Origin of the sequence: Lonepinella sp. MS14434, assembly GCF_042468235.1 — a bacterium.
Classification (GTDB): Bacteria; Pseudomonadota; Gammaproteobacteria; order Enterobacterales; family Pasteurellaceae; genus Lonepinella.
In genome coordinates this window covers 1,885,869-1,899,969 of record NZ_CP170386.1, presented here as the reverse complement: position 1 = coordinate 1,899,969, position 14,101 = coordinate 1,885,869, and the positions used below count along the sequence as shown (strand labels likewise).

Annotated in this window: 15 protein-coding genes; 12 read left to right on the top strand and 3 right to left on the bottom strand. The window is 37.1% G+C overall.

Translation table 11 applies throughout. From position 1 onward, the window contains the following. Positions 1-49 precede the first annotated feature (49 nt). A complete protein-coding gene (locus O1Q79_RS09185) occupies positions 50-1,000 on the top strand; it encodes an alpha/beta fold hydrolase (RefSeq protein ID WP_386691911.1) in 951 nt (316 codons plus the stop codon). Here the strand turns inward: O1Q79_RS09185 and O1Q79_RS09180 are convergent. The 3 genes from O1Q79_RS09180 to mobB are packed head-to-tail and all read right to left on the bottom strand — an operon-like array spanning position 970 to position 3,271. Further along, positions 970-1,389, bottom strand: coding sequence for a nucleotidyltransferase substrate binding protein (locus O1Q79_RS09180; RefSeq protein ID WP_386691909.1), 420 nt, complete (start codon positions 1,387-1,389; stop codon positions 970-972). The two genes, O1Q79_RS09185 and O1Q79_RS09180, sit on opposite strands and share 31 nt — an antisense overlap. 9 nt (positions 1,390-1,398) lie before the next feature. Further along, positions 1,399-2,775 carry a DHA2 family efflux MFS transporter permease subunit gene (locus O1Q79_RS09175; RefSeq protein ID WP_386691907.1) on the bottom strand — a complete coding sequence of 459 codons (1,377 nt, stop codon included), beginning with the start codon at positions 2,773-2,775 and terminating at the stop codon, positions 1,399-1,401. A gap of 1 nt (position 2,776) precedes the next feature. Further along, positions 2,777-3,271, bottom strand: a complete 495-nt coding sequence (mobB, locus tag O1Q79_RS09170) for a molybdopterin-guanine dinucleotide biosynthesis protein B (protein ID WP_386691905.1) — start codon at positions 3,269-3,271, stop codon at positions 2,777-2,779. A gap of 194 nt (positions 3,272-3,465) precedes the next feature. Between mobB and tal the strand changes: the two genes are divergently transcribed. The 11 genes from tal (at position 3,466) to atpD (ending at position 14,085) form a co-directional block, all read left to right on the top strand. Then, positions 3,466-4,419 (top strand): transaldolase, encoded by a 954-nt coding sequence (gene tal / locus O1Q79_RS09165; RefSeq protein WP_386691903.1) that lies wholly within the window; start codon positions 3,466-3,468, stop codon positions 4,417-4,419. A gap of 456 nt (positions 4,420-4,875) precedes the next feature. Further along, on the top strand, positions 4,876-6,765 hold the full coding sequence (gene mnmG, locus O1Q79_RS09160; RefSeq protein ID WP_386691902.1) for a tRNA uridine-5-carboxymethylaminomethyl(34) synthesis enzyme MnmG: 1,890 nt from the start codon (positions 4,876-4,878) through the stop codon (positions 6,763-6,765). After that, entirely contained in the window at positions 6,758-7,411 is a 654-nt protein-coding gene (gene rsmG / locus O1Q79_RS09155; protein ID WP_386691900.1) for a 16S rRNA (guanine(527)-N(7))-methyltransferase RsmG, read from the top strand. The genes mnmG and rsmG overlap by 8 nt, the downstream gene beginning before the upstream one ends. 206 nt (positions 7,412-7,617) lie before the next feature. After that, on the top strand, positions 7,618-8,013 hold the full coding sequence (locus tag O1Q79_RS09150; protein ID WP_386691898.1) for an ATP synthase subunit I: 396 nt from the start codon (positions 7,618-7,620) through the stop codon (positions 8,011-8,013). 25 nt (positions 8,014-8,038) lie between these two features. Then, a complete protein-coding gene (gene atpB / locus O1Q79_RS09145; protein WP_386688716.1) occupies positions 8,039-8,830 on the top strand; it encodes a F0F1 ATP synthase subunit A in 792 nt (263 codons plus the stop codon). Positions 8,831-8,894: 64 nt separating this feature from the next. Further along, positions 8,895-9,149 (top strand): F0F1 ATP synthase subunit C, encoded by a 255-nt coding sequence (atpE, locus tag O1Q79_RS09140; protein ID WP_005599073.1) that lies wholly within the window; start codon positions 8,895-8,897, stop codon positions 9,147-9,149. A gap of 75 nt (positions 9,150-9,224) precedes the next feature. Continuing rightward, entirely contained in the window at positions 9,225-9,695 is a 471-nt protein-coding gene (gene atpF, locus O1Q79_RS09135) for a F0F1 ATP synthase subunit B (RefSeq protein ID WP_386688711.1), read from the top strand. Positions 9,696-9,708: 13 nt separating this feature from the next. Next, positions 9,709-10,254 carry a F0F1 ATP synthase subunit delta gene (gene atpH / locus O1Q79_RS09130; protein ID WP_386688709.1) on the top strand — a complete coding sequence of 182 codons (546 nt, stop codon included), beginning with the start codon at positions 9,709-9,711 and terminating at the stop codon, positions 10,252-10,254. A gap of 16 nt (positions 10,255-10,270) precedes the next feature. Further along, positions 10,271-11,812 carry a F0F1 ATP synthase subunit alpha gene (atpA, locus tag O1Q79_RS09125; protein ID WP_386688707.1) on the top strand — a complete coding sequence of 514 codons (1,542 nt, stop codon included), beginning with the start codon at positions 10,271-10,273 and terminating at the stop codon, positions 11,810-11,812. Between the two features lie 16 nt (positions 11,813-11,828). After that, positions 11,829-12,698, top strand: coding sequence for a F0F1 ATP synthase subunit gamma (gene atpG, locus O1Q79_RS09120; protein ID WP_386691896.1), 870 nt, complete (start codon positions 11,829-11,831; stop codon positions 12,696-12,698). Positions 12,699-12,711: 13 nt separating this feature from the next. Beyond that, the gene (gene atpD, locus O1Q79_RS09115) at positions 12,712-14,085 is read left to right on the top strand and encodes a F0F1 ATP synthase subunit beta (protein WP_386688703.1); all 1,374 of its coding nucleotides are present in this window, start codon (positions 12,712-12,714) and stop codon (positions 14,083-14,085) included. Positions 14,086-14,101 lie beyond the last annotated feature (16 nt).

Here is a 14,101-nt window from a genome sequence, read left to right as displayed (position 1 = left end):
CTTTTTTCCATGATTATTTTATTAATGCGTTAATAGGTAATTTTCATATATGCAACGAGAACCCCATTTTTGTCAATTTGCGTTAACTGAACTTTATCCTTTTGCTCAACAATTTCCGATTCAATATATTGATGGAAAAAGAAATTGTGCTATCGCCTATCGTCATTTTACCCACCAAAATCCTGCACAACGAAAATTGATTATTCTCGTCAATGGACGAGCTGAAAGTATTTTGAAATGGACTGAACTCGCTTATGACTTTTATCATCAAGGGTTTGATGTGCTATTATTTGATCACCGTGGACAAGGTTATTCACAGCGTTTATTAAAAGATCCTGACAAAGGGCATTTAGATGAATTTCGTTTTTACATGGATGATATGGCAAAAATTATCGAAAAAATCACCGCACTTTATGATTATCAAAGCCAACAGATTGTGGCACATTCTTTAGGCTGCTTAATTTCAAGCTATTATTTAGCTAACTATGATCACCATATAAAAAGTGCGGTATTTTCTTCGCCTTTTTTTGCTATTGCTTTAAAAAATCCGTTACGTGATGAAATATTATTAAATCTAATAATTTTGCTAGGATTTGGCGAACGTTATGTATTCGGTAAAACGGTTTATAAACCTGCCGATTTAAGAGATAATGAATTAAGTTTTTGTAAAACTCGTATGAAATGGATGAATCGGATTAATCGAAAATTTAAACAAATTCATCTCGGTGGACCCACTTTCCGTTGGGTACATTTATGTTTACAAGCGATTAAACGCTTACCTAAAATTTTGCCGCGTATTGAAATTCCGGTTTTAGTACTACAAGCGGAAAAAGAAAAAATTGTGGACAATAAAAATATCGCTAAATTCATCACACTTTTACCGCAAGGCAAATTAGTGAAAATTGAGCGAGCAAAACATGAAATTTTATTTGAATGTGATGATATTAGAAATACGGCGTTAAATCGTATTTATTCCTTTGTTAATTGTTCTACTAAATAAACCACTTCTTGCAAAAATTGTGGAATACCCTCTACCACATTTAATGCGACATCTTCATCATAAGTATGATTTGTTCTTGAACGCATCTCTCGATAGGTTTTCCAATCTTTCCATTCACCAAGTAATAACCCTTTTTCATTACCTGAGCGAATAAGATCCTGAAAAGACATGCTGTCATATTGCTCAGGATTCGGGGATATTTGGGCTAAATAGCGTTTGAGCATTTTGTAACTTAATTCATAAGTAAATTCAAAACGTTGGATTAATCCATCACGAATTTGAATATCGCTGATGTCGGTTTGATAGCGAATTAAACCTTCTTTTAGTCGTTCAATTGCATTAATTAATGGACTAAAATCCAATTTAACGATTTCATTTTCATCATTCATATAGCCTACTTAATGTAAATTTTCCCCAGCGGTTTTATCCAATTTTGCCACAATAAAAAATAAAATAAAACCAAAAATGGAACTGGTTAAAAAGGTATAACTAAAGGCTTGTTGTAGCATTTCTGGTGCCACTAAAGTGCGGTAAAAATTTAATGCTATAGCAGAAACCGCAATACCTAAACCAATACCGACTTGTTGAATTACACTTAACATGGTGGAACCTGCACTGGCGTTATGTTGTTCTAGTTCAGAAATCGTCAAAGTATTCACTGAAGTAAACATAATGGATAAAATCATGCCGTAAACAAACAATAAACTAATATACGCCCACAATGGGGTGTCAATGGTTAATAAGGACATTAGCCCAACTGATAGAGCCATACATAATGAATTGATCATTAATAAATTTCGATATCCGAGTAATCTTAATAAAGGGCGAATAATAGGCTTACTGATCAAAGAACTAATGGCTATCGGCGTAATCATTAAACCAGCATAATCAGCACTGTATTGAAAAGAAACTTGTAACATCAATGGCAATAGAAAAGGAATGCCTGAACCACATAAACGAATAAATAAATTTGACCATGAACCCAAATAATAGGTGCGAATTTTAAATAAATTAAGTGGAATTAAAGCGGTTTGATTGCCTTTTGCATAAAAATAATAACCTATTAAAAATATACAACCTACCGCTAAAATACTGACTGCTTGCCATTTTTCTATAAAAGTTTCATTAACTAAATCTAATCCAAATGTAATACAAACTAAACCACCACCAAAAAGCAGAAAACCTTTCCAATCAAATTTAGTTAAATCATTTTTTACATTCGGCATAAAATAGCTTGATAGAATCACCCCAATTAAACCGATAGGAATATTAATTAAGAAAATCCAGTGCCAAGAAGCGTAGGTCACTAACCAACCACCTAAAATTGGACCAATAATAGGACCGGTTAAGCCTGCCATTGCCATTAAATTCCAAATGGGAATTAATTCATTTTTAGCCACTGTACGAATAATCGCAAGGCGAGCCACTGGCATCATCATGGCACCGCCAAAACCCTGTAATATTCGAGAAAAAATCAGCATTTCTAGCGACATTGAGAAAGCACAACTCACTGATCCAATTACAAACATAACAACGGAAAAACGGAAAATATTGAGCGTACCATATTTATCCGCTAACCAACCACTAATAGGAATAAATAATGCCACTGTCAACGCATAGCTGATCACCGCTAGTTGCATTTCTAAAGGTGATTGATGCAAATCCGCTGCGATAGCAGGTAATGCTGTATTTAAAATAGTGGTATCTAACGCTTGCATAAAAAATGCCGTGGCAGCAATCCAAGCGAGTGAGCGTGGAGAAACGGATTTTTCCATTTTAGTTATTCCGTAAATAATGCCAAATAAATTCGACTATTTGATCTATATTATTAATATCTAACCATTGTTTATCGGTTTTGATAGGATAATCTGTGGCAATGGCTATAACGTTTTGATCCTGTTCTGGTAAAGGTTTAGTCATCTCTTTTCTATGCAGTAGAATTTTAGGGATAGCTTCTTGTTTAAAACCTTCAATTAACACTAAATCCGTTAACTGCGGATCAAATTGTCGTACCAAATAAGCAAGGGATTCTGGCTTAGGGGTTTCAGTCATTAACGCCCAGCGTTGATCACAAGCCATAATAACTTGACTGGCTCCCGCTTCTTTCATTCGCCAACTATCTTTCCCTTGTTTATCCACTTGAGCATTATGGTGGCTATGCTTAATCACCGCTACTTTTAAACCAAGTGCGGTTAATTTTGGTAATAATTTTTCTAATAAGGTGGTTTTACCACTACCGCTATAACCTGTTATACCAAGAAAGGGAATCATTTTGCCTATTACCTATTGTTTATATTGTTGCTTTTATATTTCCATATTATGCTTAATGTATTATAGTTTAGTTCAGCATAAAAATTCCATTATAAAACCGTGATCTGGATCACAGTTTTTAATCGTTTAACTGGTATTTAATCGACTTATCATGGATAATTAAACAGAGTAAATAAATCAATCAGAGGTAAATTATGACAACGCAATTAGACGCTTTAAAAAACGTAACCGTAGTAGTAGCTGATACTGGCGATATTGAAGCTATGAAACTTTATAAACCACAAGATGCCACTACCAACCCATCAATAATTTTAAGTGCATCTGCACTGCCACAATATGCTCCATTAATTGATGAAGCTGTTGCTTATGCGAAAAAACAAAGTGAGTGCAAAAAACAACAACTTGTTGATGCCGAAGATAAATTAGCGGTAAATATCGGTTTAGAAATTTTAAAACTGGTACCAGGACGTATTTCTACTGAAGTAGATGCTCGCCTTTCTTACGATACCGAAGCTACTGTTGAAAAAGCACGTAAATTAATTCGTCTTTACAACGAAGCAGGTATTGCCAACGATCGTATTTTGATCAAAATTGCATCGACTTGGCAAGGTATCCGTGCGGCGGAAATTTTAGAAAAAGAAAACATTAACTGTAACTTAACCCTATTATTCTCTCAAGCTCAAGCTCGTGCTTGTGCAGAAGCAGGCGTTTACTTAATTTCGCCGTTTGTTGGTCGTATTCTTGACTGGTACAAAGCTAATTCTGACAAAAAAGAATACGCACCAGCAGAAGATCCAGGTGTGGTTTCTGTAACAGAAATTTACAACTACTACAAACAATATGGCTATAAAACTGTGGTAATGGGTGCGAGTTTCCGTAACGTGGGCGAAATCACCGAATTAGCAGGCTGTGACCGTTTAACCATCGCTCCACCATTATTAAAAGAGTTACAAGAAAGCACAGCACCTTTAGCTCGTAAATTAGACTATAAAGGTGAAGTCAAAGCTCACCCAGAACCATTGAAAGAAGCTGATTTCTACTGGCAACATAATGCAGATCCAATGGCAGTTGAAAAACTTGCTGAAGGTATCCGCAAATTTGCCGCAGATATTGAAAAATTAGAAGCGATGTTAGCAGCAAAACTTTAATCATTTATCTAAAAACAACTTGAAGTGCGGTGAAATTCATCGCACTTTTTTATTAAATTAATTTATTCTCTCACCTGTGGATAACTCTTTAAAAAACCCTTTAAAAACCTGTGTTTTACTATTTAATAAAAGATAATTTAAAGTCACCTATGGATAACTAAACAAGTTATACAGATTTTACTTACTGTAAAGATCTTACTTTTCCTTATCTAAAAAAAAGATCTAACTATTTAATCTATAACATAAAAAGATCCTTATTCACGATGATCAGTGGATCTAATAATAACAATAATAAGATCTTTATATATAAATAAGATCTATATTAATTAGTCAACGGATCTTTTCTAATTGGATTGATCAGATCTACTTTCCTGTTGGTCTAATTTTAGGTAAAATGGTCGCCTATTTTTAAGTGAAGATCGGTGAAAGCGATCATTTTTATCTAATAAGGTTCTAATGTTTTATACTGAAAATTATGATGTGATCGTGATTGGTGGCGGTCACGCAGGCACAGAAGCTGCTCTTGCTCCAGCTCGAATGGGACTTAAAACCCTTTTATTAACTCATAATATTGATACCCTTGGACAAATGTCTTGTAATCCAGCTATTGGGGGAATTGGCAAAGGGCATTTAGTCAAAGAAATTGATGCCATGGGTGGATTAATGGCAACAGCGACCGATCAAGCAGGTATTCAATTTCGTACCTTAAATAGTTCAAAAGGTCCAGCTGTACGAGCGACTCGAGCGCAAGCAGATCGAGTTTTATATCGTCAAGCGGTACGGATTGCCCTTGAAAATCAACCTAATTTAGATATTTTCCAACAAGAAGTGACCGATGTGTTGATCGAACAGGATCAAGTTACTGGGGTGGAAACTAAAATGGGCTTAAAATTCCGTGCCAGATCGGTGGTATTGACGGCAGGGACATTTTTAGCAGGTAAGATCCATATTGGTTTACAAAATTACGAAGGTGGACGAGCTGGCGATCCTGCATCGGTTTCCCTTTCTCACCGTTTACGTGATCTAGGCTTGCGTGTAGATCGTTTAAAAACAGGGACACCACCCCGTTTAGATGCACGGACAATTAATTTTGATGTGTTAGCTAAACAACATGGTGATACTCAGTTACCAGTATTTTCCTTTATGGGAACCCTGGATCAACATCCCCGTCAAATACCATGTTTTATTACCCATACTAATGAAAAAACCCACCAAGTGATCCGTCAAAATTTGGATCGTAGTCCAATGTTTACAGGGATCATTGAAGGGATCGGACCGCGTTATTGTCCATCTATTGAAGATAAAGTTATGCGTTTCGCCGATCGTAATTCGCATCAAATTTATCTTGAACCAGAGGGGTTAACCTCTAATGAAGTGTACCCTAACGGTATTTCTACCAGTTTGCCTTTTGATGTGCAAATGGGGATTGTTAATTCCATGGTTGGCTTGGAAAAAACAAGGATCGTGAAACCGGGTTATGCCATTGAATATGATTATTTCGATCCTAGAGATTTAAAACCTACTTTAGAAACCAAAATGATTAAAGGATTATTCTTTGCAGGTCAAATTAATGGTACCACAGGTTATGAAGAAGCCGCAGCACAAGGCTTGTTAGCAGGGATTAACGCTGGATTGTTTGTGCAAGAAAAAGATCCTTGGTATCCACGCCGTGATCAGGCTTATACCGGTGTTTTGGTTGATGATCTTTGTACTTTAGGCACAAAAGAACCATACCGTGTATTTACTTCGCGTGCGGAATACCGTTTATTATTACGCGAAGATAATGCTGATATTCGTTTAACCCCAATTGCTCACGAACTGGGTTTAATAGATGAAAAACGTTGGGCAAGATTTAATCAAAAAATGGATAATATTGCCAAAGAACAAGAACGTTTAAAACAAATTTGGATTCACACAAAATCTGAGTATTTAGATGAAATCAATAATTTAGTAAATACCTCTATTTTGCGTGAAGCTAACGGTATTGATTTATTACGTCGTCCTGAAATAACGTATGATATTTTAACTAAAACCGCTTTATTTGCGCCAGCCTTGGAAGATAAACAAGCTGCCGAGCAAGTAGAGATAGCGGTTAAATATCAAGGTTATATTGAACATCAGAAAGACGAAATTGAAAAACAAAAACGTCATGAAAATACAGCTATTCCAGAACGTTTTGATTATAGTTTAGTGGTAGGACTTTCTAATGAAGTGCGGGCTAAATTAGAACAACATCGTCCCGTCTCTATTGGACAAGCCAGTCGCATTTCAGGCATTACCCCAGCGGCAATTTCCATTTTATTGGTGAATTTGAAAAAACAGGGAATGTTAAAACGTAGTGAATAATTTACAACAAACTTTAGCCGAAAAATTAGAATTTTTGTTAAAAACCACCGCACTTTGCTTGACTGATCTGCAAAAAACGCAATTAGTACAGTTGGTGTTATTATTACATAAATGGAATAAAGCTTATAATTTAACATCAGTACGTGATCCGCAAGACATGTTAGTAAAACATATTATGGATAGTCTTGTGGTAAGTCCTTATTTACAAGGTTCAGATTTTATTGATGTGGGAACAGGACCAGGTTTACCAGGCTTACCCTTAGCGATTATTAACCCTGATAAACAATTCTGTTTGCTAGATAGTTTAGGTAAACGTATTAGCTTTATTCGCAATGCCGTGCGAGAGTTAGGATTAACTAATATTGAACCCGTGCTGAGTCGTGTAGAAGAATTTAAGCCCGATCATCTATTTGATGGCGTATTAAGTCGTGCCTTTGCTAGTCTAAAAGATATGACCGATTGGTGTCATCATCTGCTTTCGGAAAAAGGATTATTTTATGCATTAAAAGGGCAATATAATCAAGACGAAGTACAACAGCTTTCGGCAGATTTTACCGTTCAACAAGTCATTGTGTTACAAGTGCCGGAATTAATCGGTGAACGGCATTTAGTATTGGTTAAGAAAGTCCAATCTATGCAACAGTAATAGTGCGGTTAAAATTTTTAATTTTTTATGGAATTATTTATAGTTATAAAGAAATACTATGGAATTTTGTTATTCATCTAATAAAAATGTAATCTAAGTTAATTTTTACTGCTTAATTGATTGCAATAAATACCTTTATAGGTGATAATTCAAGAGCTTTCAGACTTTAGTCTGTTTGAACGTTTTTTAGACTTTACTGGGCGTAAATGATGTCGGCTGTACTACAACAAGCTCAAAAATTGTATAAAAAAGTATATATAATCGAATTTGTTGTTCTAATTATTGCTTTTTTTATACTGTCATTGTTTGATACTCCACTTGCTTATGCCTTTAGCATAGGATATTTGGTTATTTTTATATCAAGTGCGATAGTTATTTACTTTGCTTTTTTTTATGCTAAAAAAAGAGCTGAACCGATAAAAATAACACTATTTTATAGTCTTGAAGCTATAAAATTCCTTTTTGCTATACTTTTAATTGTTATATCAATTAAATATTTAGTGGTAAATAATGTATTCACTTTTTTTATAGGCTTTTTTATTGCTCTTGCTTTAAATAGTCTATTACCTTTTATTTTGAATATATTTAAACAACGTAATTAATAATTTACAGAAAGGTTTTATTAATATGTCAAATTTAACAACTGCTGATTATATTAGTCACCATTTGAGTTTCCTTTCATCTGGCGATGGCTTTTGGGCGGTGCATTTAGATACCTTGTTTTTTTCCTTAGTATCGGGTGCTATTTTCCTGTTTATTTTTTCCCGTGTAGCTAAAAAAGCCACTTCAGGCGTACCTGGAAAATTACAATGTTTTACTGAAATAGTCATTGAGTGGGTGGACGGTTTAGTCAAAGATAACTTCCATGGTCCGCGTAATGCTATTGCTCCACTGGCATTAACCATTTTCTGTTGGGTATTCATTATGAATGCCATCGACTTGATTCCTGTTGATTTTCTACCGCAGTTTGCTAATTTAATTGGTGTTCATCATTTACGTGCTGTGCCAACTGCAGATATTAGTGCCACCTTAGGTATGTCGATTTGCGTATTCTGTTTAATCCTATTTTATACCGTCAAATCAAAAGGTTTTAGTGGATTAGTAAAAGAATATACGCTCCACCCTTTCAATCATTGGGCATTTATTCCTGTTAACTTTATTCTTGAAACCGTCACATTATTAGCTAAACCGATTTCTTTAGCATTCCGTCTGTTTGGTAATATGTACGCTGGTGAGTTAATCTTTATTCTTATCGCTGTCATGTATATGGCAGATAATTTTGCTTTGCAAGCATTAGGTATCCCATTACATTTAGTATGGGCTATTTTTCATATATTGGTGATTACCTTACAGGCTTTCATCTTTATGATGTTGACAATAGTTTATTTGAGTATTGCTTATAACAAAGCAGATCATTAAACGAATTTTTTATTAACAATCCTAGCCTTAGGGCTTATTTATTAATCTTTTAATGGAGAACATTATGGAATCTGTAATTACAGCAACAATTATTGGTGCATCAATTTTATTAGCTTTTGCCGCACTGGGAACAGCGATTGGCTTTGCTATTTTAGGCGGTAAATTCTTAGAATCTTCTGCTCGTCAGCCAGAATTAGCCAGTAGCTTACAAACGAAAATGTTTATCGTTGCTGGTCTTTTAGATGCTATCGCAATGATTGCTGTGGGTATTTCATTACTTTTCATCTTCGCAAACCCGTTCATTGATTTATTAAAATAAGTCGGGCTTGATATTTATTGTTATTTCAGAGGATTATCTGGGATAACTTCACCGACTTTTTAGTAGGAGGGCGTTGTGAATTTAAATGCAACATTAATCGGTCAACTTATTGCATTCGCAATTTTCGTTGCGTTTTGTATGAAATATGTTTGGCCACCGCTCATTAAAGCGATTGAAGATCGTCAGGCGAATATTGCCAATGCGTTAGCGTCTGCCGAAGCGGCTAAAAAAGAGCAAGCCGATACGAAAGTATTAGCGGAAGAAGAAATTTCTAAAGCAAAATTACAAGCACAAGAAATTATCGATTTAGCCAATAAACGCCGTAATGAAGTGCTAGAAGAAGTGAAAGCAGAAGCGGAAACTTTGAAAGCCAAAATTATTGAACAAGGTTATGCAGAAGTTGAATCTGAACGTAAACGTGTGCAAGAAGAATTACGTGTGAAAGTGGCTTCACTTGCGATTGCAGGTGCAGAGAAAATTGTGGGTCGTACCATTGATGAAGCGGCCAACAGTGACATTATTGATAAGTTAGTTGCAGAATTATAGGAAGGTTGAGCTTATGTCAGAATTAACTACGATAGCTCGCCCTTATGCCAAAGCAGCATTTGATTTTGCCGTTGAACAGTCAGCGACCGATAAAAGTGCGGTGCAAAAATGGACAGAAATGCTCAGTTTTGCGGCACAGGTAGCAGAAAATGAACAGGTGCAATCTTTTTTAAGCAGTTCTTTTTCTGCTAAAAAAGTGGCAGATACGGTGATTTCAATTTGTGGCGAACAACTTGATCAATATGGGCAAAATCTGATTCGGTTAATGGCTGAAAATAAGCGATTGACGGCACTTCCAGCAGTATTTGATGAATTTCAACATTATGTGGAAGAACATAATGCTAGCACGGAAGTTCAAGCCATTTCGGCTCAACCATTAAGTGCAACGCAACAACAAAAAATTGTCGCCGCAATGGAAAAAAGACTTGCTCGCAAAGTGAAATTAAATTGCAGTGTAGATAGCTCGCTGATCGCAGGGGTTATTATTCGTACCGATGATTTTGTGATAGACGGTTCAAGTCGTGGTCAGCTCGATCGTTTGGCTAACGAATTGCAATGAAAAGAAGGAATTTAAAATGCAACTAAATTCAACAGAAATTAGTGAATTGATTAAAAAACGCATTGCCCAATTTGATGTGGTGAGCGAAGCTCGCAACACAGGGACAATCGTTTCCGTGAGTGACGGGATTATCCGTATTCACGGTTTAAGTGATGTAATGCAAGGTGAGATGATTGCCTTACCTGACAACCGTTTTGCTATGGCATTAAACTTGGAACGTGATTCTGTCGGTGCGGTAGTGATGGGACCTTATGCAGACTTAGCAGAAGGTGTGGAAGTGCAATGTACAGGTCGAATCCTTGAAGTACCAGTGGGTCGTGGTTTATTAGGTCGTGTGGTGAACACCTTAGGTGAACCGATAGACGGTAAAGGCGAAATCGAAAATGACGGTTTCTCACCCGTTGAAGTGATTGCCCCTGGGGTTATCGACCGTCAATCCGTGGATCAACCTGTACAAACGGGTTATAAAGCAGTGGACTCCATGGTGCCAATCGGTCGTGGTCAACGTGAGTTGATTATCGGCGACCGTCAAACGGGTAAAACCGCATTAGCCATTGATGCGATCATTAACCAACGTGATTCAGGCATTAAATGTATTTATGTGGCGATTGGGCAAAAAGCATCAACCATTGCTAACGTGGTACGTAAATTAGAAGAACATGGTGCGTTAGCGAACACTATCGTGGTGGTGGCATCGGCTTCTGAATCAGCTGCGTTACAATATTTAGCCCCTTATGCTGGTTGTGCAATGGGTGAATATTTCCGTGATCGTGGTGAAGATGCGTTAATCATTTATGATGATTTATCTAAACAAGCGGTAGCCTATCGTCAAATTTCCTTATTATTACGCCGTCCGCCAGGTCGTGAAGCCTATCCAGGTGACGTATTCTATTTACATAGCCGTCTATTAGAGCGTGCCTCTCGTGTCAATGCCGATTATGTAGAACGCTTTACTAATGGTGAAGTGAAAGGTAAAACAGGTTCTTTAACCGCACTTCCAATCATTGAAACCCAAGCAGGGGACGTATCAGCGTTCGTTCCAACCAACGTAATTTCCATTACCGATGGTCAGATTTTCTTAGAATCTAACTTGTTTAACTCAGGTATTCGCCCTGCGGTAAACCCAGGTATTTCGGTATCTCGTGTGGGTGGTGCAGCTCAGACTAAAGTGGTGAAAAAACTCGCTGGGGGTATCCGTACTGCCTTAGCACAATATCGTGAGTTAGCGGCGTTCGCACAATTTGCATCAGATCTCGATGATGCCACTCGTAAACAATTATCCCACGGTGAAAAAGTAACCGAATTATTGAAACAAAAACAATATGCTCCGCTCAGTGTTTCTGAACAAGCATTAGTGTTATTTGCCGTTGAATTTGGTTATTTAGAAGATGTGGAATTAAATAAAATTGCCAGTTTTGAAACTGCACTTTTAGATTATGCTCATCGTCAATATGCTGAATTTATGCAGGAACTCAATAAATCAGGCAATTATAACGATGAAATTAAAAATACGCTGAAAGGTATTTTAGATAGTTTCAAAGCAAATAATGCTTGGTAATTAACGGAGAAATAACATGGCTGGTGGAAAAGAGATAAAAACCAAAATTGCCAGTGTACAAAGTACACAAAAAATTACCAAGGCAATGGAAATGGTAGCAACATCGAAAATGCGTAAAACGCAAGATCGTATGGCAGCATCTCGCCCTTATTCTGAAACCATTAGAAATGTTATTAGCCATGTGTCTAAAGCAACAGTTGGTTATAAACACCCGTTTTTAATTGAACGTGAAGTCAAAAAAGTAGGTGTACTTGTTATTTCAACGGATCGTGGAATGTGCGGTGGTCTAAATATTAATTTATTTAAGACCGCACTTAACGAAATTAAACAATGGAAAGAAAAAGGCGTGACTGTTGAACTTGGTTTAATTGGTTCAAAAGGGATTGGTTTTTTCCGTTCTCTTGGTTTGAAAATTCAAGGACAACATTCAGGTTTGGGCGATAACCCAGTATTAGAAGATTTATTGGGTGTAGTAAATGGTATGATCGATTCCTATCGTAATGGCGAACTTGATGCTATTTATATTGCATACAATAAGTTTGTTAATACCATGTCGCAAAAACCAGTTTACCAACAGCTTGTGCCATTACCAGAATTAGAAACTGATAAATTAGGCGAAAGACAAAATGTTTGGGATTATATTTATGAACCCGATCCAAAAATGCTATTAGATAGCTTATTGGTGCGTTATTTAGAATCTCAAGTATATCAAGCAGTGGTTGATAATTTAGCTTCAGAACAAGCGGCTCGAATGGTGGCGATGAAAGCAGCAACAGACAATGCAGGGAATTTAATCAATGACTTGCAGTTGGTGTATAACAAAGCTCGCCAAGCAAGTATCACAAATGAATTAAATGAAATTGTTGCTGGTGCAGCAGCGATTTAATGGAGAACAGGTAATGTCAGCAGGAAAAATTGTACAGATTATCGGTGCGGTAATCGACGTTGAATTCCCACAAGATGCTGTACCAAAGGTTTACGATGCCTTAAAAGTTGAATCAGGCTTAACCCTTGAAGTGCAACAACAATTAGGTGGCGGTGTGGTACGTTGTATTGCACTGGGTTCATCTGATGGTTTAAAACGTGGTTTAAAAGTAGAAAACACAGGTCACCCAATTTCTGTGCCAGTGGGCGTGAAAACCTTAGGACGTATTATGAATGTGCTGGGTGAGCCGATTGATGAAAAAGGTGACATTGGTGCGGAAGAAAACTGGGCCATCCACCGTGCGGCACCAAGTTACGAAGATCAATCTAACAGTACAGAATTGTTAGAAACAGGGATCAAGGTTATCGACTTAATTTGTCCATTCGCTAAGGGTGGTAAAGTGGGTTTATTCGGTGGTGCAGGTGTAGGTAAAACCGTGAATATGATGGAATTAATCCGTAATATTGCGATTGAACACTCAGGTTACTCTGTATTCGCCGGTGTGGGTGAACGTACTCGTGAGGGTAATGACTTCTACCACGAAATGACCGAATCTAACGTATTGGATAAAGTATCACTCGTTTATGGTCAAATGAATGAGCCACCAGGCAACCGTCTGCGTGTGGCATTAACCGGTTTAACCATGGCGGAAAAATTCCGTGATGAGGGTCGTGATGTATTATTCTTCGTAGATAACATCTATCGTTATACCCTTGCAGGGACAGAGGTGTCAGCGTTGTTAGGACGTATGCCTTCTGCGGTAGGTTATCAGCCAACTTTGGCGGAAGAAATGGGTGTATTGCAAGAACGTATTACCTCCACCAAAACAGGTTCTATCACCTCTGTGCAAGCGGTTTACGTACCAGCCGATGACTTAACTGACCCATCGCCAGCGACAACCTTTGCGCACTTGGACTCTACCGTAGTATTAAGCCGTAATATCGCCTCTTTAGGTATTTACCCAGCGGTTGACCCGTTAGATTCAACTTCTCGCCAATTAGATCCATTGGTGGTCGGTGAAGAACATTATAATGTGGCACGTGGTGTACAAGGTATCTTGCAACGTTACAAAGAATTGAAAGATATTATCGCCATTCTTGGTATGGACGAACTTTCCGAAGATGATAAATTAGTGGTAGCCCGTGCACGTAAAATCGAACGTTTCTTATCACAACCATTCTTCGTAGCGGAAGTATTTACTGGTTCGCCTGGTAAATATGTGTCATTAAAAGATACGATTCGTGGCTTCAAAGGTATTCTTGACGGTGAATACGACCATATTCCAGAACAAGCGTTCTATATGGTGGGTTCAATCGATGAAGTTGTTGAAAAAGCGAAAAATATGTAATCACTTCAACTGATTA